Annotated in this window: 21 protein-coding genes and 1 other RNA gene; 5 read left to right on the forward strand and 17 right to left on the reverse strand. The window is 43.0% G+C overall.

From position 1 onward, the window contains the following. Positions 1-86 precede the first annotated feature (86 nt). The 3 genes from MKX49_RS23990 to MKX49_RS24000 form a co-directional block, all read right to left on the reverse strand. Positions 87-959 carry a LysR family transcriptional regulator gene (locus tag MKX49_RS23990; RefSeq protein ID WP_340878067.1) on the reverse strand — a complete coding sequence of 291 codons (873 nt, stop codon included), beginning with the start codon at positions 957-959 and terminating at the stop codon, positions 87-89. A gap of 146 nt (positions 960-1,105) precedes the next feature. Then, positions 1,106-1,903 carry a formate dehydrogenase accessory sulfurtransferase FdhD gene (fdhD, locus tag MKX49_RS23995; protein WP_323596303.1) on the reverse strand — a complete coding sequence of 266 codons (798 nt, stop codon included), beginning with the start codon at positions 1,901-1,903 and terminating at the stop codon, positions 1,106-1,108. A gap of 55 nt (positions 1,904-1,958) precedes the next feature. Continuing rightward, complete coding sequence (locus MKX49_RS24000) at positions 1,959-2,321, reverse strand: DUF2294 domain-containing protein (RefSeq protein ID WP_048688083.1); 363 nt, start codon at positions 2,319-2,321, stop codon at positions 1,959-1,961. A 334-nt stretch (positions 2,322-2,655) separates the two neighbouring features. On the opposite strand from MKX49_RS24000, the gene fdhF reads away from it, so the two are divergent. From fdhF to MKX49_RS24015, 3 genes are all read left to right on the forward strand, one after another. Continuing rightward, on the forward strand, positions 2,656-5,595 hold the full coding sequence (fdhF, locus tag MKX49_RS24005; protein WP_340878069.1) for a formate dehydrogenase subunit alpha: 2,940 nt from the start codon (positions 2,656-2,658) through the stop codon (positions 5,593-5,595). A gap of 18 nt (positions 5,596-5,613) precedes the next feature. Further along, positions 5,614-6,090, forward strand: coding sequence for a DUF1641 domain-containing protein (locus MKX49_RS24010; RefSeq protein WP_340878070.1), 477 nt, complete (start codon positions 5,614-5,616; stop codon positions 6,088-6,090). Between the two features lie 111 nt (positions 6,091-6,201). Next, a complete protein-coding gene (locus MKX49_RS24015; RefSeq protein WP_260358738.1) occupies positions 6,202-6,573 on the forward strand; it encodes a hypothetical protein in 372 nt (123 codons plus the stop codon). Positions 6,574-6,640: 67 nt separating this feature from the next. Here the strand turns inward: MKX49_RS24015 and MKX49_RS24020 are convergent, their stop codons facing one another. The 6 genes from MKX49_RS24020 to secG form a co-directional block, all read right to left on the reverse strand. Then, on the reverse strand, positions 6,641-7,615 hold the full coding sequence (locus tag MKX49_RS24020) for a nuclease-related domain-containing protein (RefSeq protein WP_340878072.1): 975 nt from the start codon (positions 7,613-7,615) through the stop codon (positions 6,641-6,643). 201 nt (positions 7,616-7,816) lie between these two features. Beyond that, positions 7,817-8,178, reverse strand: a transfer-messenger RNA (tmRNA) gene (gene ssrA, locus MKX49_RS24025). A gap of 123 nt (positions 8,179-8,301) precedes the next feature. Beyond that, entirely contained in the window at positions 8,302-8,769 is a 468-nt protein-coding gene (gene smpB, locus MKX49_RS24030) for an SsrA-binding protein SmpB (protein ID WP_034310006.1), read from the reverse strand. Positions 8,770-8,836: 67 nt separating this feature from the next. After that, complete coding sequence (gene rnr / locus MKX49_RS24035; protein WP_202313617.1) at positions 8,837-11,194, reverse strand: ribonuclease R; 2,358 nt, start codon at positions 11,192-11,194, stop codon at positions 8,837-8,839. A gap of 30 nt (positions 11,195-11,224) precedes the next feature. After that, on the reverse strand, positions 11,225-11,971 hold the full coding sequence (locus tag MKX49_RS24040; protein ID WP_048688071.1) for an alpha/beta hydrolase: 747 nt from the start codon (positions 11,969-11,971) through the stop codon (positions 11,225-11,227). Positions 11,972-12,112: 141 nt separating this feature from the next. Next, complete coding sequence (secG, locus tag MKX49_RS24045) at positions 12,113-12,346, reverse strand: preprotein translocase subunit SecG (protein WP_034309999.1); 234 nt, start codon at positions 12,344-12,346, stop codon at positions 12,113-12,115. 176 nt (positions 12,347-12,522) lie between these two features. On the opposite strand from secG, the gene MKX49_RS24050 reads away from it, so the two are divergent. Further along, a complete protein-coding gene (locus MKX49_RS24050; RefSeq protein WP_048688068.1) occupies positions 12,523-13,065 on the forward strand; it encodes a hypothetical protein in 543 nt (180 codons plus the stop codon). A 55-nt stretch (positions 13,066-13,120) separates the two neighbouring features. After that, on the forward strand, positions 13,121-13,951 hold the full coding sequence (locus tag MKX49_RS24055; RefSeq protein WP_252268017.1) for a M15 family metallopeptidase: 831 nt from the start codon (positions 13,121-13,123) through the stop codon (positions 13,949-13,951). 152 nt (positions 13,952-14,103) lie between these two features. Here MKX49_RS24055 and eno read toward each other — a convergent pair whose 3' ends face one another. The 8 genes from eno to rpoN form a co-directional block, all read right to left on the reverse strand. Continuing rightward, on the reverse strand, positions 14,104-15,399 hold the full coding sequence (eno, locus tag MKX49_RS24060) for a phosphopyruvate hydratase (RefSeq protein ID WP_034309992.1): 1,296 nt from the start codon (positions 15,397-15,399) through the stop codon (positions 14,104-14,106). Positions 15,400-15,429: 30 nt separating this feature from the next. Further along, positions 15,430-16,965 (reverse strand): 2,3-bisphosphoglycerate-independent phosphoglycerate mutase, encoded by a 1,536-nt coding sequence (gpmI, locus tag MKX49_RS24065; protein ID WP_340878077.1) that lies wholly within the window; start codon positions 16,963-16,965, stop codon positions 15,430-15,432. Continuing rightward, entirely contained in the window at positions 16,958-17,719 is a 762-nt protein-coding gene (gene tpiA, locus MKX49_RS24070; protein WP_340878079.1) for a triose-phosphate isomerase, read from the reverse strand. Before tpiA ends, gpmI begins: the two co-directional genes overlap by 8 nt. A gap of 46 nt (positions 17,720-17,765) precedes the next feature. Further along, positions 17,766-18,950 (reverse strand): phosphoglycerate kinase, encoded by a 1,185-nt coding sequence (locus tag MKX49_RS24075; RefSeq protein WP_034309986.1) that lies wholly within the window; start codon positions 18,948-18,950, stop codon positions 17,766-17,768. A 246-nt stretch (positions 18,951-19,196) separates the two neighbouring features. Then, positions 19,197-20,204 carry a type I glyceraldehyde-3-phosphate dehydrogenase gene (gap, locus tag MKX49_RS24080; protein WP_034309982.1) on the reverse strand — a complete coding sequence of 336 codons (1,008 nt, stop codon included), beginning with the start codon at positions 20,202-20,204 and terminating at the stop codon, positions 19,197-19,199. A gap of 32 nt (positions 20,205-20,236) precedes the next feature. Beyond that, positions 20,237-21,271, reverse strand: a complete 1,035-nt coding sequence (locus MKX49_RS24085; RefSeq protein WP_048688036.1) for a sugar-binding transcriptional regulator — start codon at positions 21,269-21,271, stop codon at positions 20,237-20,239. 139 nt (positions 21,272-21,410) lie between these two features. Next, entirely contained in the window at positions 21,411-21,659 is a 249-nt protein-coding gene (locus MKX49_RS24090; RefSeq protein ID WP_445670145.1) for a glutaredoxin family protein, read from the reverse strand. A 9-nt stretch (positions 21,660-21,668) separates the two neighbouring features. After that, a complete protein-coding gene (rpoN, locus tag MKX49_RS24095) occupies positions 21,669-23,006 on the reverse strand; it encodes an RNA polymerase factor sigma-54 (protein WP_309076871.1) in 1,338 nt (445 codons plus the stop codon). Between the last annotated feature and the right edge of the window lie 303 nt (positions 23,007-23,309).

Below are 23,309 nucleotides of genomic sequence, written 5' to 3' on the forward strand. Positions count from 1 at the left end.
GCCGGGATGACCATAATTAAAATACCAATAAATTATCGTTATCCATTCAAAAAAGGAATGATAAAAAAGCATTTCTGCCCTTCCCGTTAAATATCCCTCATGAAATCGACGCCTTTGACAAATTCGACAAACTCTTTGACCAGTTTTAATTCCAGCGACTTTTCATGATATAACATCCACGTATTCCTGATAAGGGGATTACCTTGCTTGTCCTTAAGGTCCATTTGACGGAGGTTTTGGTCTTTCTCCAATAAAACACTGGGGAGGATGCCATATCCCAGGCCATTCCTGACCATTTCCTTGCATGTATCCCCTTTGTCCACTTCCATCCCCACCAAAGGAGGTCCGGAAAAATTGTCTCTCCACCAATTATCGATCATTGTTTTCAAAAGGGCATCTGTCCCATAATCGATCCTCGGCAGGAAAGGCAGGTTCCGGACTTCGATTTCTTCCTTGGAAGCAATACAAATCGTTTCCTCAAAAAGATGATGCCTTGATCCTGACCATTGATAGTCCCCCCGAACAATCCCGACATGCACTTCTTCCTTATAAATGAGGTCCAGCACTTCTTTACTCCAGCCAGTTGTCACATGGAAATCCACTTTAGGAAATCGCTCACGAAATATTTTCAGCAGGCCTGGCAACTTATGCAGCGTAATATAGTTGGAAACACCCAGCCGTAATGTTCCACTGATCTCCTGACCCATATTGAATGCTGTCTCTTTTATCTGCCGGAGCCTGATCAGCATCTCATCTGCACAGATGGCCAAATATTCACCTTGAGGGGTGAACTGCACTCCCCTAGTTCCCCGCTCCACAATCTTCAGATTGAATTCCTTCTCCATTTGTTGAATCCGTTTCGTTAAAGAAGGTTGCGAGATATATAAACTTTGCGCCGTTTTAGTAATATTCCTGTGTTCATGCAACACCTTTAAAATATGCCAATCCCTTTCGTTCATAACCCTTCCCCCGATACGAATTCCCTTGAATGTTTTATAAAAACTGTACCACAAAAGGCCTGTTGGATATATCCTTTTACAAATACAAAAAAGCCCAGGCCAAACCGGCAGGACTTTCCGATAAGCATCCTTCCAGCGAAGGATGCTCAGTCATTCAATAGAATTCTTTCAGGACATGTGTAGATATTCAGTGAATCATTGCGAATGAACCCGACCGTCGTGATTCCCAATCCTTCAGCCAACTCCAAAGCCAATTCAGTTGGAGCGGACTTCGAGAGTATCAGTTCACAGCCGATTTTCGCCACTTTCAAGAGAATTTCCGATGAAATCCGGCCGCTGAACACGATAGCCTTCCCTTCCATCGAAATGCCATTTTTCAAGCAATGCCCGTATATTTTGTCCAAGGCATTATGCCTTCCGATGTCCATCCTGCTTAATACGAGGCCACCGGCATCACATAAAGCGGCATTGTGGACTCCGCCCGTGTTCTGGAAGGTGACAGCAGAATTTTGTAAATCCTTCATCAAGCGGAAGCAGTCATCAGGAGTCAGTTTCACCGAAACATCATCCATTTTCTTGGCAGTCAATGCATCATTTACAAAGACGAAACCTTGTCTGCTCATTCCGCAGCATGATGTAATATACCGCTTATTTTGAAAGTCCTGGAAGTAGGGATTCACTTTATCCGTCTTCACATGAACAAATCCTTCTTTTTCCTGGACCCAGATTTCTTTTATCTCATCATATTTTTTGATGATTCCTTCCGAAGCCAAATAACCAATCACCATATCCTCGATGTATTCAGGTGTACAAACCATCGTGACGAATTCCTGGCCATTTATTTTGACAGTAACGGGATGCTCCGTTACGATCGCATCTTCCGTCCGCTCGATGTTACCTTTGGTTATCCGGATGATGTCCCTCTTGATTTCAATCGCTTTCATGCTCCCACTCCTTTTACTATCCAGGAGCCTATTGACCAATATGTAAGGAACATGGTCAATGCCCGTTGAGTTTGTCCGCTATATTCTTATCAAATACGAATACGGAAATCGCTATGTTTTCTTTGATTTTGATGTCTGAAAACAAATGGAGCAGTTTAGCTCCAACCAGATCTTCCATTCCATCGGGAGGACTCTCCGAATACACATCCTGAACCATTTTGGTTCGTGCAGAATGGACCATATCCCTTCCTTCCTCCGATCTTGATATGAACATTTCCGTAGGAGTCAAATTTCCATATAACGTAGAAACGGCCATATTTTCCACGAAAACCGTGTGTATCCGTTCTGGCCCTTTACCGAATAGTTCCTTGCGCAGCTTACGAATCATATCATTGAATTCATGGATAACTTTTGACACCGTTGCGTCACTCCATTTCAAGAAAAATTAAGTTCTCAATTTTCTTATCATAAATCAACGCGAAGAAAAACGAAAGGGATTTGGGAATGATACCCTCTTTCCAGGATTGTTTCTTTTCATGATAAAAGGTATAATATCAATGATGAAAGTTGGGAGCATGATAGTGTACTGTTGTGTCCTATCTTTTTTAAAATTATCCATTATGGTATGGATTGGTATATTGGCAAGCTTTGCTATTAAACTATTCCACCATGACCTACATTTCCGTTCAGAGACGGAGGTGTAATCATGGTGGTTTTTTTGCGTCTTTTTGGCTATAAAAGGGGGAAATATAATGAGCGATTCAAACATCACCATCACAATCAACGGGAAGGCTTATACCGCTAATGAAGGTATGACAATACTGGAGGTCATCAACCAAAATGAGATGGCTCACCCACAGATTTGTTATGTTCCTGAAGTGGATCCGATCCAAACATGCGACACATGCATCGTCGAAGTTAATGGGAAACTCGTCCGGTCATGTTCGACAAAAGCAGTGAGCGGCATGGATATAGCCTTGGACTCAAGCAAGGCAAAAGAAGCCCAAACCGAGGCCATGGACCGGATACTTGAAAACCATTCTTTATACTGTACTGTATGTGATAATAATAACGGAAATTGCAAGCTACATAACACGGCAGAATTAATGGAAATTGAACACCAAAAATATCCTTATACACCGAAAGTGGAATTGGGTGCCGTCGATATGTCCCATCCATTTTACCGCTATGATGCCAATCAATGCATCGCATGCGGGCAATGTGTTGAAGTGTGCCAAAACCTTCAGGTCAACGAGACGCTGTCCATCGACTGGGAAGCAGAACGCCCTCGGGTAATATGGGATGAAGGAACGGAAATCAATAACTCGTCTTGTGTAGGCTGCGGACAATGTGTAACGATCTGTCCATGTAATGCATTAATGGAAAAATCGATGCTTGGCGAAGCTGGTTTCATGTCAGGCTTGAAAAACGATATGCTTGAACCGATGATAGACCTTGTCAAAGAAGTGGAACCTGGATACAGCGGGATCTTTGCCATTTCGGAGATTGAAGCGGCAATGCGAGAGACACGGACGAAGAAGACAAAAACGGTCTGTACGTTCTGTGGGGTTGGATGCACATTCGAAGTCTGGACAAAAGGCCGTAAAATCCTTAAAGTCCAACCTACTCATGAAGCACCCGTCAATGCGATATCCACATGTGTCAAAGGGAAATTCGGTTGGGACTTCGTAAACTCGGAAAAACGTTTGACAAAGCCCCTGATTCGGAAAAATGGAAGATTCGTTGAATCAAGCTGGGATGAAGCACTTGATTTGGTTGCATCCAGACTCGGTTCGATCAAACAGCAATACGGCAGAAATTCAGTAGGCTTCATTTCCTCTTCCAAGATCACGAATGAAGAAAACTATGTCATTCAAAAACTGGCACGGCAAATGTTCGAAACGAATAACGTGGACAATTGCTCTCGTTACTGTCAATCTCCGGCAACAGACGGACTGTTCCGTACAGTCGGCATGGGCGGAGATGCTGGTACGATCAAAGATATCGCCGCAGCAGGTCTTGTCATCATCGTTGGTGCCAACCCGGCAGAAGGCCATCCCGTACTGGCGACACGCGTTAAACGGGCTCACAAGCTTCACGGACAAAAACTGATCGTAGCTGACATCCGCAAAAACGAAATGGCCGAACGTTCCGACATCCATATCAGCCCAAAACAAGGAACGGATCAAGTTTGGTTGATGGCGGTTACAAAATATATGATCGATCAAGGCTGGCATGATCAAGAATTCATCAATGAAAATGTTAACTTCTTCGACGATTATAAAGAAGTACTTGAAAAATATACCCTGGAATATGCAGAAACACACACAGGCATTTCAAGAGAAACATTGATCCAAATTGCTGAGACCATTCGCGATGCAGATGGTACATGCATTCTTTGGGGTATGGGCGTAACACAAAACACCGGTGCTTCCGATACTTCGGCGGCAATTTCCAACCTGCTATTGGCTACGGGTAACTACCGTCGTCCAGGAGCGGGAGCCTATCCGCTTCGCGGCCATAACAATGTACAGGGCGCTTGCGATATGGGTACCCTTCCAACATGGCTTCCAGGATATCAGCATGTTACCGATGACGTGGCACGTGCTAAATTCGAAAAAGCTTATGGAGTGAAAATCGATGGCCAACCAGGCTTGAACAATATTGAAATGCTTAAAGCGATAGAAAAAGGCGACATGAAGGCGATGTATCTTGTAGGTGAAGATATGGCACTTGTTGACGCGGATGCCAACCATGTTGATAAAGTGTTATCCGGATTGGACTTCTTTGTTGTCCAGGATATTTTCCTTTCAAGAACTGCCCAATATGCCGACGTGGTATTGCCCGGTGCTCCATCTCTTGAAAAAGACGGAACCTTCACCAATACGGAGCGCCGTGTACAGCGATTATATAAAGCCCTTCCCACTATGGGAGATTCTAAGGCGGACTGGGAAATCACCCAAGAGATCGCCAACCGCTTAGGTGCGAATTGGAACTACTCTCACCCTAGTGAAATCTATGACGAAATGGCAAGCCTGTCACCGATATTCAGCCAAGCGAATTATGAAGTGCTGGAAGGATGGAACAGCTTCCTCTGGGGGAGCCATGATGGATCAAGCACGCCGCTTCTTTATGTGGATGGCTTCAACTTCCCTGATAAAAAAGCGCGCTTTGCACTGGCTGACTGGGTGGAACCTCATAAATTCCCGGAAGAATATGACCTTCATATCAATAATGGACGCATGCTGGAGCATTTCCATGAAGGGAATATGACGAACAAATCCAATGGAATCCAAGCGAAAGTACCTGATATTTTCGTCGAGGTTTCCCCAGAACTTGCCAAAGAACGTAAAGTCAGTGATGGCGGACTCGTTCGCTTGGTGTCTCCATTCGGGGCCGTTAAGTTAAAAGCATTGATCACAGACCGTGTTAAAAATAATGAGCTATTTTTACCGATGAACTCCGTCGATAAAGACTCTGCCATTAACTTCCTGACCGGTCCCATCTATGATCGACGCACAAGCACGCCTGCTTACAAACAGACGATGGTCCGCATGGAAGTATTAAGCGCAAGCGGAGACATTCCATTACCGGGTACCAATCCACGGAACAAAAAACGTCATCCTCAAAATGGTGTCGAGGTTGAACGTAAGTGGGCCCGTCCAGGGTATGTTCACTTAACGGATAATTAAACAAGGAGGGTGAAGATCATGGCAGCTCCTATAACGGAAATCCATAATCCCATTACTGAGGAAGAGATAAAGCTACAAAAACTGGAGGAACTGAAAACGCTGATCACCGATAATGAAGATGCCTTGAACAATATGTTTAAAATCGTCAATGAACTGAATGTCTCGGGAGTATTCGAAGCCGCGACCTCCATGCTTCAAGGAAAAGAACAAATTGCCAAAATCGCACTTCAACAAATCACAAGGCAACCTGTCACAAACCTGATCAATACCCTTATGGGTGCAACAGGAGCCTTGATGAACGCCGATGCTGCACAATCCACGAAACTGCTGAACAGTGCACTTGCAGGAATCGATGAAGGAAACAAATTCCTTCAGTCCGATAAGAAGATCGGCGTTCTGGAATTAATGAAAACATTGAATGATCCAGACATAAACCGGGCAATCGGCTTTGGCGTTCACTTCCTCAAGGGAATGGGCAAGGAATTAAAAGAATAGAAACGGAACAAAGACTCAAGAGAAGCTTCTTTTGAGTCTTTGTTTTATCATAGGGCTTAGTTGCTGCAAAACTGATGAACACGCAGCGTTGCATTGGAGTGGATGATTTAAATGAATCAAGAAGAAAAAATTAAGGAATTAGAATACGAATTGTTTTTATTGAAGCATGCATTTTTTAAATTACATGATAGTATGGCCCCGAATTTAAAGTCTAGGTATTATGAGTTATTATCACATGGCTTTACAGAGCAAGAGGTTAGTGAGTTAGATAGATTTTTCATGTGGGTTTACGGCACAAAAAATTATCCCACAAAGGAAGAAATGAGAAAAAAAATGGCGGATATAAAAAATATGGAAATGGAAGAATTACATATTGCCTCAGTAAAAAAAATCTTATTAGCTTATCAAGCTGATGGAGTTTTTCCAGTAATAGATATTATTTTGGAGGATTTCCAAAATGTTGATGTAAATATAGAGAAATGATTTTTACTATTAAGGAATGGTATAGAAACTATTCCTTTTTTATGATTAAGGCAAGATCACTCAGAAATCACTCATCAAAATACAGGCTGTACACCCTCCCCTTATTCGCACCACTGCTTGTCAGATTCAATGATTGCAAGATCCTCGTTGCACTGGATGAAGAGGAAATGTTTAAAAAGTTCCTCAACTGCCGATTCGTTATGGTCGAGCCTAATAGATAAAAATAATCTCGTAAAGCCGGGATATGTGCTTTTTTACTGGAGAGTTGGCATTGATTGCAAAGCCATGTGCCATGCCTTCTAAATAATTTATTGCCCTTACAATTCTCACAAATCACTCCTTTAATTAGGTCCTTTTCGGTAAGATTGTATCGTTCCAGAATGGAAAAGTCCGCATCGATGTGGTGTTTATTCATTACGCGAATTGCTTTCTTCAAATCTTTCTCACTAAAACTGGATTCTGTTATGGAATGCTCCATTTGATTAATTTTAGCAGGAAGTGCATCGCGATGGATAACTTTATAGTGGAGTTCATGGTTTTCAAGAGCTGTACGGATGATTGTTTGGGGATTGCTGATGACAATCAATGAAAGGATGGGCAGTGAGGGAAAACCGTTTTTCAAGAACCAATTGGTCAATTGTGATTCCTGGCGGCTGACTTGTATGATGGGATCTGAAAAGGCCGTTTCTTTTCCTTCTATCGTTCGAATGAGCTGGTTGAAATGCGGATCAAAATAGATTGACCCTGCAATGTTCTTCACTTCAATGATAAGCGCATATTTCTTGGAGATTAATAAGGTATCCAGTTGAAAAAATCGGGATTGATCCTGAAGCCTTAAATCGTGGAAGATGAAATAGCTTTTCGGTTCAAGAAAGCTTAATGGAAAATCAATGGAACATTCCCCTTTATAGCCCGCTTCCCTTTTTTTGAGATCGTTCATGATTAAGGGAACTTTAGGGTGATTCGGAGGAAGCCTGCACGCTAATGCACGTAATTTGCGGACGGCAAGAGGAACTTTTCGTTTTTTTACAATCAATTTCATCGCTCCAATCCTATTTTCTTCAAAAGGATTCTACAGCAAATGATGGAAATTGTACAGTTTATCTGCGAAATCGGGAATATATCTTCGAAATTGGAGATATATCAACGAAAAATCCTGATATATCTGCGAATTATACGATTTATCGATTTTTCGACAAAAACGACGAAAAAAAACCAAATAAAAAACCACCAATATATGTATTGGTGGAGACGGTGGGAGTCGAACCCACGTCCAGACATAACGGCACTTAAGCTTCTACGAGTGTAGTCGATATATTCGCATTTCGCGAACTCATTAGCCTATCGACAGGCGGCAGAGCAGCTAGTCTGATTGGTCTCTTCCTTCATCCTCAGACGGTGGATTCCGGCGTATCCCACTTAGAGTGAGTCCCTTACCCTACCACGTGGGCCATGGAGGGAGGAACAGCTATCGACTGTTATTAAGCAGCGAAAGCTAGGTTGTTGTTTTGTTTGCCAGTTATAGGCGTTGACGTTTTAACGAGGCCGATCCCCTCGACTCGCAACTTAAGCTCGAACTATCCCTGTCGAATCCGTAACGTCCCCATGATATAAATGGAGCGTACGAGAGAAGAATAGTCAGCAAGTTGGCTGATATTCAATTGTCATCGGTACAGGATTAATTATAACAGATTGGTTCAAAAAATCAATTGTAAGGTCTTGGCAGTTCTACATCTTCTGACGATCACGGAAAGCACGTTCAATATCACGCTTCGCTTCCTTCTTCTTCAGGTCATCACGCTTGTCATATTGTTTCTTCCCTTTTCCAAGTCCGATTAAAACTTTGGCAAAGCCATTCTTTAAATACATTTTCAACGGGACGATGGTGTAACCTGTTACCTTTGTTTCCCCGATTAGTTTACTGATTTCTTTCTTATGCAAAAGAAGCTTCCGTGTCCGTAACGGATCATGGTTAAACTGGTTTCCCTGCTCATAAGGGCTGACATGCATATTATGAAGATAAACTTCACCATTTTCTATTTTAGCGAAGGCATCCTTCAAATTCACTCGTGCCGCACGGATTGCTTTGATTTCGGTCCCTTTTAAAACGATTCCCGCTTCAAACGTTTGTTCAATAAAGAAATCATGATATGCTTTTTTATTTTGTGCTAATTGTTTACCTGAGCCTTTTGGCATCTAACTCTCCCCTTTTTACATCCAATCGCGGCAAGAGGATGAAAGAATCATCCCCCCGCCTCAATCTTTATCTCTTTTTAGGTTTTCTCTTGCGCTTGGCAGCTGGCGCATTTTCAAAGAATTTTTTCTTCTTTTTCGGTTTTCTTCCAGTAGAAGGCGAATCTCCATTACGGCCGCCGCCTTTTCCTTCATTACGTCCTCCATTGCCGCCTCGGCCGCGTTTGCGTTCACCTGAATTGGCTTTGAATATTTTCTTCTCGCCGGATGGACGCGGACGGCTTACCTTCATGCCGATAATTTCAAAATCGATGGCGCGTTCCTCTTTATTGACGTTGGAAACACGAACGTCGATTTCATCGCCAATCCGGAACACATTACCGGTACGTTCCCCGATCATTGCTAGCTGACGCTCATCGAAGCGATAATAATCATCCGTCATGAAGCTGACATGGACAAGTCCTTCAATCGTGTTCGGCAGCTCGACGAACATCCCGAAATTCGTGACTGAACCAATTATCCCGGTATATTCTTCGCCGATTTTATCCAGCATGTATTCCGCTTTCTTCAGATCATCCGTTTCCCGCTCGGCATCGACTGAGCGACGTTCGCGTTTCGATGTATGATCGGCAATCTCAGGTAAATTGGCATTCCATTTCTCCTTCGTAGCTTCATCCATTTTACCTTCCACCAAGTAGGTCCTGATCAGCCTGTGCACGATCAAATCCGGGTAACGGCGAATCGGCGATGTGAAATGTGTATAAAACTCAGCAGATAAACCAAAGTGGCCTAAGCTCTCCGGATCATATTTCGCCTGTTGCATGGAACGAAGCATGACGGTGGATATGACCGTTTCTTCCGGCTTACCGGCAACCGCCTCAATGATTTCCTGTAACGCCTTAGGATGGACGTCATTGGCCGATCCCCTTACAATGTATCCGAAGTTCGTAATGAATTCAAAGAAACGCTGCAGTTTTTCCGGCTTTGGATCTTCATGAATACGGTAAATGAACGGTAGGTCAAGACGGTGGAAATGCTCAGCAACGGTTTCATTAGCTGCAAGCATGAACTCTTCAATCAGCTTTTCCGCAACCGACCTTTCACGTAAAACCACATCAGTCGGATGGCCCTCTTCATCAACGATGACTCTTGCTTCATTGAAATCAAAGTCGATCGCACCGCGGTTCATCCGGTTCTTGCGAAGGATGGCCGCTAGCTTCTCCATGTCCTGGAACATCGGCACCAACGCTTCATAGCGTTCAAGCTGTTCTTCATCTTTATCGACAAGGATTTTGTTCACATTGCCATATGTCATACGTTCCGTCGTCTTAATGACACTTTCAAAAATATCATGGTTGACGACTTTGCCATCCGGCGTGATTTCCATTTCACATGAGAGTGTAAAACGATCGACTTGTGGGTTCAAGGAACAAATGCCATTCGATAAACGATGCGGGATCATCGGGATGACCCTGTCCACCAAATACACGCTCGTCCCTCTTTCCAGGGCTTCCTTATCGATTGGAGAACCTTCCTTCACGTAATGACTGACATCAGCAATATGAACGCCCAGCTTGTAATTGCCATTTTCAAGCTTGGAAACAGTGACGGCATCATCCAGATCCTTTGCATCCGCTCCATCAATCGTGACCAAAACATCATTACGCAAGTCCCTGCGGTTGCCAATTTCACTTTCCTGAATGGTATCGGAAACGGCATTGGCCTGCTCCATGACGTCATCCGGGAACTCCATCGGCAAACCATACTTATGGATCACGGAAAGAATATCCACACCAGGATCATTTTTATGGCCAAGAATCTCAATGACTTCACCTTCGGCACTTATGCGTCCTTCAGGATAAGAAGTAAGCTTGACGACAACCTTATGTCCCTCTACCGCTCCATGTGAAGCATGCTGTGGAATGAAGATATCGTTTGCGATCTTTTTATCATCAGGGATGACGAAACCAAAACTTTTACTTTCGGAGTATGTACCGACCACTTGTGTAATTCCGCGTTCAAGTATTCTGATGACCGTGCCTTCTTGCCTTGAGCCCGATGTTTCCGAAGATACCCGTACCATGACGACATCTCCATGCATCGCTGTGCCCGTTTCATTTGGCGGAATGAAAATATCATCCATTCCCGGGTTGTCTTCAGGTGTGACAAAGGCAAACCCCTTTGCGTGCCCCGTTAATTTACCGCGGAACAAATTCATTTTTTGCGGCAGGCCGTAACGATTGCTCCTCGTTCTGACCACCAATCCCTTTTCTTCCATCTTTACTAAAGCCTTAACGAAATTCTTGAAATCTGCCGAGTCTTCGATTTTCAAAGCCTCTTCCAGTTCTTGTACCGTTAACGGCTTATACGCTTCATCCGTCATATATGTCAGAAGCTTATTAATATGTTCTTGAATGTTATCTTCCATGAAAACCCTCCTATTCAGGGTATATTTTTGTTATTCGGACCAATCCAGACTTTCTAAAAATTCCAATACATCTTCATGCAGCTCGTCTTTTTCTTTATCAAGGGTTATGACATGACCGGATTCTTCATACCACTTGATTTTTTTGACCGGTGATTCAATGGAATCAATAATAATATCGGCACTTTTTGGATTGATAACATCATCATGCCGGCCCTGCACGACAAATGTCGGAGCGTAAATAAGATCGACGTGCTCCCGTACATCCGTTATCAATTCCTGAAGGGCTTTCAATGTATTCATCGGTTTATCGGCAAGGAGGTCCATTTCAAGCTCTATTTGCTCTTGAGTTTTTCCTTCATACTTCTTAAATTCTCTGGCGTACTCCAATACTCCTTTAAACATCATTTCTTCACTTTTGATATACATAGGCGCACACATTGATACGATACCCTTTATAGGTACAGTGTAACCTAATTTAAGAGAAAATACGCCTCCTAATGAGAGTCCGGCAACAGCAATTTCTTCATGGCCTTTGCTTTTCAGGAAATCGTAGCCCATCATGACATCTTTCCACCAATCTTCCGGACCTGTTTTCACCAGCTCCTCTGGGGGAACGCCATGCCCTTCATAGTGCGGGGCATGGCAGGTGTACCCCTGTTTCTCCAAGTAACGGCCCAGCATCCGTACATCCGCTGAATTCCCCGTGAATCCATGTAAAAGTAAGACAGCCCTTTTTCCGCCTTCAAAAGTAAAGGGCTGCTGCAGCTTGATTTTCATGACCTTGAACTCCTTTATCAGTAAATAGAATTTTTAAAAATCCCTATCCTATAATTAAGTACTAAAATCACTATATCTATTCATGCAACTATTGTGCAAAGAAAAAAGCCTAGCTATTTAGCTAGACTCATTTTTGATCCATTACACATCAAAGTATGCAACAAGTAAAGTTAAAGCAAAGAATAGAATCGCCAATACTATTGTCGCACGATGTAAAACCAGGTCCAAACCGCGTGCCTTTTGCTTTCCGAATAACTGCTCAGCACCGCCGGCAATCGCACCTGATAAACCTGCACTCTTACCTGATTGAAGCAATACCGTCACAATGAGGGCGATACTGACAATCACTAAAAGCGTTATGAGAAATGCATGCATGCAATTACACCTCCTGAAGAACCAATAAACAATTACTTTAACTTTACCACACCCAATAAATATCCACAATCTTTGTTATACTATGATGGTAAGAATTCCTAAAAACCCATCGTCATTTATTTCTTTTTGAATCAAAGTTTGAGATAATTTGCATAAATAGAGAAAGAGGTGTCAACATGTTTAAGTCCATACTACGGATTCTTGATCTCCTGACCATCCTATTCTCGGCGGTTGCCGGCTATTCTTTATGGACAGGCGGAAGCAATTTCATCAGCGTCCTATTAATCATCCTATCACCGCTTTTATTGCTGCTGGCAAAGTATCACGGAAATCGATACTTATTATTTGCTGCATATATCACGACAACCGTTTATTTTACTGCTATTATTTATAATGGACTTTCCAATAGCGGTATCGACTTTTTCCAATCAAGCTTCAATGTCCTCCTGATCGGGGCAGCAGCCGCCTTGCTGAGCGTCATAGCGGCGGTCATTGGATTCGGGACCAATACCCTTACGATTCTTTGGTTATCGCTTCACGCCCTTGTCACATTCGAGACAATCAGGATGTCCTCTGGTTTCCTTTCGAGCTTTTGGTCTGATCCCGTCGTGGAAACCGCAATCCGTAACGATTATCCATTTTTATTGATGGTCGTCTGGATTGGCTTATTTCTTGATAAATATCAAAGTGAATTAACTAGGGATTACTTATCACGATAATTTTTCAAAACTACTTTTATTGGAAATCTTATATTAAAAGCAAGGGGCCTTTCATATGTTAAAACCTATATTTGCAGCAACCGCTCTATCATCTTTCATTCTGATGGCTGGCTGTTCATCCGACCTGACAAGCGAGCATGAAAAAGAGCAAAAAGAAGAACAGCCGAGCTCCCAGGAGACTGAGAAGGAGACTGAGACCGACAAGAATAATGACTCAAAAGAATCGGCCCAGCGCCAGGTGGAGGTTGATGAAGCGGCTACACCCGCACAGGCTGGCCTTCAGACGTTAGCCGATCCGGAAAGCATACCTGTACTTGTCAATAAACAATACAGCCTGCCTGAAGATTACAAACCTGCTGACCTTATCTACCCAAATGTGGATTTCATCTTTGAAGATAAAATCGAAAAAAGAATGATGCGCGAAGAAGCGGGAAAGGCTCTTGAATTAATGTTCCAAGCTGCCGAAAAAGACAATATGCACTTTGCCGGCGTTTCCGCTTACCGCTCACACCAAACACAAATCACGGTCTTTAATAACTATGTGGCTAAGGACGGGGAAGAAAAAGCGAAAACCTACAGTGCAATGCCTGGGACAAGCGAGCATGAAACGGGCCTGGCGATTGATGTCACGACCCACGATGGGGCATGCGCTGCCCAAGACTGCTTCGGTGATACGAATGAAGCGGCCTGGCTTGCTGAACATGCACATGAATACGGATTTATCATCCGTTACCCTGAAGGCAAGGAAAACATCACGGGTTATAAATACGAACCATGGCATATTCGCTATGTTGGTGTCGATGCCGCAACTGAAATCTTTGAAGCGAAGATTACATTAGAAGAATACTATAATGCCGTACCAGTGGAAGCTGTATCGGATAAATGAGAAAAGGTGCCCGGATGCGGCACCTTTTTTTTATTAATCAAACGTTTGATTAAATCCTTTCAAGCTGGAAGCAGTGACTGGTTTCTGGGCATAAAAAACCTCCTATTCAATGTGGATGGCCAGATTGAATAGGAGGGAAAATTTCTGTAAGATTACTTCTTCAAGTTATAGAAAGATTTCAAGCCGCCATATACAGCCAAGTCACCAAGCTGGTCTTCGATGCGAAGAAGTTGGTTGTATTTAGCGATACGGTCCGTACGGGACATGGAACCGGTTTTGATTTGTCCTGCGTTTGTTGCAACGGCGATATCAGCGATCGTTGCATCTTCCGTTTCACCTGAACGGTGGGAAACGACTGCAGTGTAGCCTGCGCGTTTAGCCATTTCGATTGCATCAAACGTTTCAGTCAGTGTACCAATTTGGTTCACTTTGATCAGGATGGAGTTACCGATGCCTTTTTCGATGCCTTCAGCCAATTTTTTCGTGTTCGTTACGAAAAGATCGTCACCAACAAGCTGAACTTTAGAACCGATGCGTTCCGTTAGAAGCTTGTGGCCATCCCAGTCATTTTCATCCAGGCCGTCTTCGATGGAGATAATAGGGAATTCATTCACTAGCTCTTCATAGAAAGCAACCATTTCTTCGGATGTAACACCATTGCGGCCTTCGCCTGCAAGATCATATTTGCCTGTTTCTTTGTTATAGAATTCAGATGAAGCCACGTCCATGCCAAGGTAGATATCTTCGCCTGCTTTGTAGCCAGCTTTTTCAATTGCCTCGATGATGACTTGAAGCGCTTCACGGTTTGAACCAAGGTTTGGCGCAAAGCCGCCTTCATCGCCGACTGCCGTATTCAAGCCTTTGGCAGAAAGGACAGATTTCAAGGCATGGAATACTTCTGCACCCATACGAACTGCTTCTTTGAAGCTAGGAGCTCCTACAGGCAGGATCATGAATTCCTGGAAGTCAACATTGTTATCGGCATGTGATCCGCCGTTAATGATATTCATCATTGGAGTCGGAAGTTGTTTCGCATTGAACCCACCAAGGTAACGATACAATGGTAATCCAGAAAATTCCGCAGCGGCATGGGCAGCAGCCATTGATACGCCAAGGATTGCATTAGCTCCCAAGTTTCCTTTGTTTTCAGTGCCATCCAATTCAATCATAGTAAGGTCAAGGCCTGCTTGGTTCGTTACATCCAAACCGATGACAGCTTCAGCAATGATATCATTTACATTATCGACTGCTTTTTGTACCCCTTTACCCAGGTAGCGAGATTTATCCCCGTCACGAAGCTCAACCGCTTCGTGTTCTCCTGTTGAAGCACCTGATGGTACGATTGCACGTCCGAAGTATCCGGACTCTGTTTGGATTTCTACTTCTATTGTTGGGTTACCACGTGAATCTAGCACTTCGCGTGCATATACATGTTCGATGTACGGCATTATAAATCTCTCCTTTTCCTATTCACAATTTTATTTAGATAATAGGGATTTCCCTGTCATTTCAACAGGTTTTTCGACTCCAAGCAAATCAAGCATCGTTGGAGCTAAATCGCCTAAGATACCACCTGTTCTTAATGTTACCTTATTTTTAGTGATAATGACAGGAACGGGATTCGTAGTATGGGCTGTCATCGGGTTGCCTTCTAGCGTTACCACTTCGTCAGCATTCCCATGGTCAGCGGTGATGATCGCTGTACCGCCTTTTGAGACGATTAAATCGACAATCCTGCCTAGGCATTCATCCACTGTTTCAATCGCTTTAATGGTAGGCTCAAGCATTCCTGAATGACCAACCATGTCCGGGTTGGCAAAATTCAAGAGAATGGCATCAAAACGGTCAGCCTCAATTTGTTCCACCAATGCATCCGTCACTTCATAAGCACTCATTTCCGGTTGTAAATCATATGTAGCGACTTTCGGAGAATTAATTAAAATCCTCTCTTCACCAGGAAACTTCTCTTCACGTCCGCCGCTCATGAAAAACGTCACATGCGGATATTTTTCAGTTTCAGCGATGCGAAGCTGGGTAAGCTGGTTTTGGGAAAGTACTTCCCCTAATGTATTATCAAGATTTGTCGGATTAAATGCAACATATCCGTCAACTGTTTCTGAAAAATGTGTCAAGCAGACAAAATGGAGATGCTTCGGATGTCCAGGACCGCGGTCAAATGAACGAAAATCCTCATTCGTGAACGTATTGGAAATCTGGATCGCCCGGTCTGGACGGAAGTTATAAAAGATTACGGCATCATCATCTTTAATCGTTGCCACCGGTTTACCGTCTTCCGCCGTTATGACTGAAGGTATCACGAACTCGTCGAAAATTCCATGTTCATACGAATCCTCGACACATTCCATCGCAGAAGAATAAGCAGGGCCATCACCATACACCATCGAACGGTAGGATTTCTCCACACGCTCCCAGCGCTTATCACGGTCCATCGAATAATATCTTCCGGAAATGGTCGCAAACTGACCAACACCGATTTCCTTCATTTTCGCTTCCGCTTCCTTAATATAACCCTGTGCCGTTTTCGGTCCGACATCACGGCCATCTAAAAATGCATGTACATATACATTTTTAACTCCTTCTTTAGCGGCCAATTTCAAAAGGGCATACATATGATCAATATGACTATGCACGCCGCCATCTGAAAGAAGACCGAAAAGATGAAGGTCCGTGCCTTTTTTCTTGGTATGGCTCATGGCATCGACCAAAGTTGGGTTTTGTGCAAACTCACCTTCACGTATTGCCAGGTTCACACGGGTCAGGCTTTGATAAACGATCCGTCCTGCCCCGATATTCAGATGGCCCACTTCCGAGTTCCCCATTTGACCGGCAGGCAAGCCGACCGCTTCCCCGCTTGCAGTTAAATGGGAGTGCGGATACTGTTCCCAATATCGGTCAAAGTTCGGTTTTTTCGCATGAAAAACAGCATTACCCTTTTCTTCGTTACGGCAGCCAAAACCGTCTAAGATGATAAGTGCCACAGGCGACTTACTCATAGTGACCAGCCTCCAGCAATTGTAAAAATGAATCGGATTTCAAACTAGCACCGCCAACCAATGCACCGTCTATATCAGGTTGTGCCATGTACTCTTTAATATTCTCAGGTTTTACACTGCCACCGTACTGAATGCGGATGACTGCAGCTGCTTCATTTGAAAATTTGTCGGCAACAACTGAGCGGATATGCGCACAAACTTCATTAGCATCTTGAGCAGATGACGATTTTCCTGTTCCAATCGCCCAAATCGGCTCATAAGCAATAACGGCTTGTTTCAATTGATCGTCAGATAATCCTGCTAGGCCTTTTTCAATCTGGCTGCCTACGAAATCATTCGTTTCGCCAGCTTCCCTTTGCTCAAGTGTTTCACCGCAGCAAACGATCGGGGTCAACTGGTGGGCAAAAGCGGCATGAGCTTTTTTATTAACGGCTTCATCCGTTTCGTTGAACATTTCCCTGCGCTCAGAATGACCAAGTATAACGTAGGATACCCCAAGATCAGCCAATGCGATTGGGCTGATTTCTCCTGTGAAAGCACCGCTTTCTTCAAAGTGCATGTTCTGTGCCCCGATTTTCACATCGGTTCCTTTTGCTGCTTGAACGAGCTGATCCAAAAATAAAGCTGGAGCACATACAACCGTATCGATTACATCTTGCTTAGGAATCAAATTGCTCACTTCTTCTAAAAAGGCTGTCGCTTCAGATAGTGTTTTATTCATTTTCCAGTTTCCTGCAATAATCGGTTTACGCATTTGGTTTCTCATCCCTTCTAATGTTGAAATATGTAACGGTTTAATCTTATTTATCGTTCAAGGCTACAACGCCAGGCAACTCTTTGCCTTCCATGAACTCAAGAGATGCACCGCCGCCAGTTGAAATATGGGACATCTTTTCTGCCAGGCCAAACTTTTCTGCAGCTGCGGCCGAATCCCCTCCGCCAACAATGCTGTACGTATCATTTGCTTCCGCCAAGGCTTGAGCAACGGTTCTCGTTCCATTCGCAAATTTATCGAACTCGAATACACCCATTGGTCCATTCCAAATGACAAGCTTGGAACTTTTGATTACATCCGCAAATAATTCACTTGTTTTTGGTCCGATATCAAGAGCCATTTTATCATTTGGAATAGCATCGATATCGACATTATCCGTCTCTGCATCAGGTGAAAATTCAGCAGTTACGACTGCATCGATAGGCAAATGAAGTTTTACGCCTTTTTCTTTTGCACTTTCGATGAAAGATTTGGCCAATTCTATTTTGTCTTCTTCCAGTAATGAATTACCGATTTCATGACCTTGCGCTTTAATGAATGTGTAACCCAATCCACCACCGATGATCAAGTGATCGACCTTTTCCAAAAGGTTTTCGATAACGCCTATCTTATCCTTTACTTTTGCTCCGCCAATTATAGCTGTAAAAGGACGTTCTGGGTTGGATAGGGCTTTTCCAAGTACAGAAAGCTCTTTTTCCATCAGCAATCCAGCAACGGCCGGGAGATGGTGAGCTATTCCTTCAGTTGAAGCATGTGCACGGTGCGCAGCTCCGAATGCATCGTTAACATAAACATCAGCCAGTGCCGCAAATGATTTCGCCAATTCTTGATCGTTCTTCTCTTCTCCTGGATAGAAACGAACGTTTTCCAACAACAGGATCTCGCCATTTTGCATGTTTTCAATGATTGATTGAACGGTCTCGCCGTATGCTTCTTCAGCCTTTTGCACATCTTTGCCGCTAAGTTCGCTTAGTCTTTCCGCAACAGGTGCTAAACGCAATTCTTCTACGACTTGTCCTTTAGGACGGCCAAGATGGCTGGCTAAGATGACTTTTGCGCCTTGTTCTGTCAAATAGGAAATCGTCGGCAGTGCAGCCTTGATTCTCGTATCATCCGAAATCTTTCCGTCCTGCATTGGAACGTTGAAATCAACACGGCAAAATACGCGTTTCCCCTTTAATTCAATATCTTTAATCGACTTTTTATTCATAATCCAAGAACCTCCTTAGATATTGTTATCATATTTTTGATTCTTTTAGCCAAAAAGGGAGAGGGTAAATTTCCCAACTCCCCTTTTCTCTTTTTCATTATAGTCGGTTTCCAGGAAATTATCCAAAAACAAGAAATGTAAACGCTTGACTGATTAATGACTTACTAATAATATCATCTTCTGCCAAGTTTTTTTAGGGCTGTGATAAAAAAAACCTCACCTTGGTGAGGTTTTTTATTATTCTAATTACAATCCTTTTTTAGCCAAATAGTCGATCAAATCAACAACACGGCTTGAATATCCTGTTTCATTATCATACCAAGATAATACTTTAACCATGTTTCCTTCCATTACCATCGTGGAAAGGGCATCGATTGTAGATGATGATGGGTTACCGTTATAGTCAGTTGATACTAGCGGAAGTTCGCTGTACTCAAGGATTCCTTTTAATTCACCTTCAGAAGCCTTTTTGAATGCTGCATTAACTTCTTCAACCGTTGTGTCTTTTTCAAGTTCTGCAACAAGGTCGACAACAGATACGTTTGGAGTAGGTACGCGCATTGCCATACCATTCAATTTCCCTTTAAGTTCAGGAAGGACAAGTGCAACAGCTTTTGCTGCCCCAGTTGTTGTAGGAATGATATTCTCTGCAGCTGCACGTGCACGACGGTAATCTTTATGAGGCAAATCAAGGATTTGCTGATCATTTGTATAAGAGTGAACAGTAGTCATCATACCGCGTTTGATTCCGAATTGTTCATGAAGCACTTTAGCAAATGGAGCTAAACAGTTCGTTGTACAAGAAGCATTAGAGATTACATGGTGGTTTGCTGCATCATATTTGTCTTCGTTTACACCCATGACGATCGTGATATCTTCATCAGATGCAGGAGCAGAGATGATTACTTTTTTCGCGCCAGCTTCTAAATGCTTAGCTGCATCCGCACGTTTTGTGAAACGTCCTGTAGATTCCACAACTACTTCTACTCCCAGTTCACCCCATGCTAATTGTGCAGGATCACGTTCAGCCAATACTTTTACTTTGTGACCATCAACAACAAGGTAATCCCCATCAACTGCTACTTTTTCATTAAGAGATCCATGAATTGTATCGTATTGAAGAAGGTGCGCTAACATATTAGCATCCGTTAAGTCGTTAATAGCAACGATCTCTACCCCAGGATTACTCAATGCTGCACGAAATACATTACGTCCAATACGTCCAAAACCATTAATACCAACTTTTACTGCCATGAAAAATTCCTCCTTTTAAGTTCGCAAATATATTAAGGGGTGTAATTCCCCTGAATTAACTCTTGTGCCGCAGCTTCATCCGTGATCAAAACGGTTGATGAAGGTGCGCCTTTCATGTAGGAACGGATAGCCTTTGCTTTAGTTTTGCCACCTGCCACAGTTATCACTCGCTTTTCAGGGCTAAGATCATCTAACTGGATGCCGACTGTCAAAACTTTATGAACAACTTTGCCGTTTTCATCGTAATAATAACCGAATGCCTCTCCTACAGCATTTCCATCTAACAGCTTCTTTAACATTTCTGGCGAAGAATTTCTTCTCTCTGCCATCGCCATGGCATCACCGATTCCATGAATGATCATATCGGCAGACTTGATTTGGGAAATCACTTCTTTAATTGCAGGTTCCTTCTGAAATGATGCATAAACCTCACCGCTTAATTGATCGGGTACATATAACACTCTGTATGAGGCTTGTGCCTTCTGTGCCATTTTTTCGACAATCGTATTGGCCTGATTCTGCACCGCTTCACCAATTCCCCCGCGGGCTGGGACAAATGTCAATTTCCTGGATGCTTCATCAGGTGACAACGAATTAGCCACTTCGGCCATTGTCGATCCGCCAGTAACCGCAATGATATTCTTTGAGTTCCATTCTCGTTTCATACGGTTTGCACAAGCTTTACCCAATTCTTTTTTCACCCATGGGGTTTCATCACAATTTCCTGAGACAATTATGACTTCATCCACTTGTAACAAATCCTGCAATTGCTTTTCCATTATGTCTATACCCATTACTTCACGCATTATTCCTTCTAACTTATCCAGGATTTCAATCCCTTCATCAGTCAGCGTCATGCCAGAGCTGAAGATGTTAACCAGGTTCTGACTTTTCAGAAAATCAACCTCGCCTCTAAGCGTCCGCTCTGTCAAATTAAGGCTCACGGACAGACTGCGCCTTCCAACCGGCTGCATCATTTTGATATAACGCAGGATATCATATCTTTTTTGCATAACCATAAGGAAATCGGGCAATAATTTTCTTTGTACCTCGAGTAATGTACGCATATTTAAAACTCCTAAAAAGTTAAGTTGGACATTTAACGTCCCGCGTAGTCATTTTCTGTCCCACTTAAAACAAAAAAATATTCCTGCTACATATTTTATTCTAGCAGGAACGGAATGTTTCTTCAAATGATTTGAAAAATTATTTTTCCAAAAGCCTATTTAGAGCTGATTTATCAACGTTTCCGAACTGAACGATTTCATCTTTCCATTCAACGACAGGGATCATCAGCCCGAATCTCTCAAGCAAATCATCATCGGTATGGATATCGATTTCCTTATAGCCTATGCCTGACTCCACTTTCACTTCTTCGAGTACCAGCTTGGCTTTATCACATAACGGGCATTTATCCCTACTATATAAAACAAACGCATTCGATTCCAAAACCACTCATCCTTTTCAATCATATCTTTTTCGTTTAGATGAAGAAGGGATCCCTAATTGTTCCCGGTACTTGGCAACGGTTCGGCGTGCCAGGATAATTCCATGCTCTTCTTTCAGCCGTTCCGCCAAGTCTTGATCCGAAAGCGGCTTTTGTTTATTTTCCCCATTGATGGCTGCCTGGAGGCTCTTTTTCGCCTGCATGCCCGACATATCCTCATCAAGGCCGACCGACTGTAAAGAAGTAGTGAAAAATATCCGCATCTCTATCGTGCCAAATGGTGTCTGTACGTACTTCCCTTTAACCGCCCGGCTTACTGTGGACTCATGTATGCCAAGTTCGTCTGCGATTTCTTTCATCGTCATCGGCTTCAAATAGTTCAGGCCATGATGAAAGCACGCCGGCTGTTTTTCGACGATGCACTGAATAACCTTCAATATCGTTTCTTTTCTCTGTTGGATTCCTCTGGAGATCCATTGGTATTCCTGCCACTTATCCTGGATAAACCGCTGAACTCCCTGATCCTTATGGCTCTTCATTCGGTTTAAATATCCTTTATCCACATTAAGATTGGGTGTGTTACCATCATAATTCCCGACAAGCAGCATGCCATCCCGAACTTCCACGACCACATCCGGCACTATATAAGAAGGTTTTTCCTGAAAAAAGAGTGATGCCGGACGCGGGTTCAACGTCTGGACATAATCAAAGACTTCTTGAATCTCCTTCAGTGTAACACCGATTTTCTTACTTAGGTCTTTCCAGCGCTTTTCAGCAAAATCGAGGAAATGGTTTTCTATGATCGATTCTGCCAGAAGATTCTCCCCTTCTGCTTTCACTTGAAGCAAAAGGCACTCTTGAAGATTCCTCGCTCCAATACCATGCGGTTCGAGTTCCTGTAAAATCGAGAGACTCTCTTCCAAAACGGCCGGAGATATGCCTGGGATGCATATATCATCCAGCTGAGTCCTTAAGTAACCGTTTTCATCAAGGTTATGAATTAATAGAAGCATTGCCTTTTGCTGCTCACCGGAAAACTGCTGGTGATTCACCTGGGACATGATATGCTGTTCAAGCGATATGGTATCTTCACTGATCTGTTCAATCCAATAGTTGGCATCATACGTATTTTTAAGAGTCCGTTTACCTTTTTTGCGGTCAAAAGTTGGCTGAAATAAAGAAGATGTTGGCTGATCTATGGACAGTAATGGGTTCTCCACCATTTTATTTTCTAAAAAAGCCGATAGCTCCTGCGAGGAGTATTGCAGCAATGTAATAGCTTGCATGAGCTCCTGGGTCATTGCCATCTTTAATGTTTGCTGTTGAAAAAGTCCTGCTTTCATATTCATACTCATCGATTCATCCCTCCCCCACTCCATTTTACATTATCAGGAGAAAATTCTACACAAAAACCCATGAAAACGCTTACGATTTTTTTCTGAATAGTTTATTTGTTTTAAATACTATATGTTAGAAACGCAAATTTAACAACTACTTTTATTGAAAAATCACCATTTTTCAATAGTGTGGGCGAATATTTTCAAGACAGGACCGACATTACAGGATTCGATGGAATATTACGGAAAACAAGCAAATTCAGCAAAAATTTCAACTCTCCTAAAAATTACAAATAAAAAATCCCCCACTTTATTAAGCAG

Origin of the sequence: Peribacillus sp. FSL M8-0224 (assembly GCF_038003055.1) — a bacterium.
GTDB classification, from domain to species: domain Bacteria; phylum Bacillota; class Bacilli; order Bacillales; family DSM-1321; genus Peribacillus; species Peribacillus frigoritolerans.

Excerpts from the sequence above, each read along its gene's own strand:
- MKX49_RS23990 (WP_340878067.1), bottom strand. The coding sequence starts at position 959 with ATGAACGAAAGGGATTGGCATATTTTAAAGGTGTTGCATGAACACAGG.
- fdhD (WP_323596303.1), bottom strand. The coding sequence starts at position 1,903 with ATGAAAGCGATTGAAATCAAGAGGGACATCATCCGGATAACCAAAGGT.
- fdhF (WP_340878069.1), top strand. The coding sequence starts at position 2,656 with ATGAGCGATTCAAACATCACCATCACAATCAACGGGAAGGCTTATACC.
- MKX49_RS24010 (WP_340878070.1), top strand. The coding sequence starts at position 5,614 with ATGGCAGCTCCTATAACGGAAATCCATAATCCCATTACTGAGGAAGAG.
- MKX49_RS24015 (WP_260358738.1), top strand. The coding sequence starts at position 6,202 with ATGAATCAAGAAGAAAAAATTAAGGAATTAGAATACGAATTGTTTTTA.
- MKX49_RS24020 (WP_340878072.1), bottom strand. The coding sequence starts at position 7,615 with ATGAAATTGATTGTAAAAAAACGAAAAGTTCCTCTTGCCGTCCGCAAA.
- smpB (WP_034310006.1), bottom strand. The coding sequence starts at position 8,769 with ATGCCAAAAGGCTCAGGTAAACAATTAGCACAAAATAAAAAAGCATAT.
- rnr (WP_202313617.1), bottom strand. The coding sequence starts at position 11,194 with ATGGAAGATAACATTCAAGAACATATTAATAAGCTTCTGACATATATG.
- MKX49_RS24040 (WP_048688071.1), bottom strand. The coding sequence starts at position 11,971 with ATGAAAATCAAGCTGCAGCAGCCCTTTACTTTTGAAGGCGGAAAAAGG.
- secG (WP_034309999.1), bottom strand. The coding sequence starts at position 12,346 with ATGCATGCATTTCTCATAACGCTTTTAGTGATTGTCAGTATCGCCCTC.
- MKX49_RS24050 (WP_048688068.1), top strand. The coding sequence starts at position 12,523 with ATGTTTAAGTCCATACTACGGATTCTTGATCTCCTGACCATCCTATTC.
- MKX49_RS24055 (WP_252268017.1), top strand. The coding sequence starts at position 13,121 with ATGTTAAAACCTATATTTGCAGCAACCGCTCTATCATCTTTCATTCTG.
- eno (WP_034309992.1), bottom strand. The coding sequence starts at position 15,399 with ATGCCGTACATCGAACATGTATATGCACGCGAAGTGCTAGATTCACGT.
- gpmI (WP_340878077.1), bottom strand. The coding sequence starts at position 16,965 with ATGAGTAAGTCGCCTGTGGCACTTATCATCTTAGACGGTTTTGGCTGC.
- tpiA (WP_340878079.1), bottom strand. The coding sequence starts at position 17,719 with ATGCGTAAACCGATTATTGCAGGAAACTGGAAAATGAATAAAACACTA.
- MKX49_RS24075 (WP_034309986.1), bottom strand. The coding sequence starts at position 18,950 with ATGAATAAAAAGTCGATTAAAGATATTGAATTAAAGGGGAAACGCGTA.
- gap (WP_034309982.1), bottom strand. The coding sequence starts at position 20,204 with ATGGCAGTAAAAGTTGGTATTAATGGTTTTGGACGTATTGGACGTAAT.
- MKX49_RS24085 (WP_048688036.1), bottom strand. The coding sequence starts at position 21,271 with ATGCGTACATTACTCGAGGTACAAAGAAAATTATTGCCCGATTTCCTT.
- rpoN (WP_309076871.1), bottom strand. The coding sequence starts at position 23,006 with ATGAGTATGAATATGAAAGCAGGACTTTTTCAACAGCAAACATTAAAG.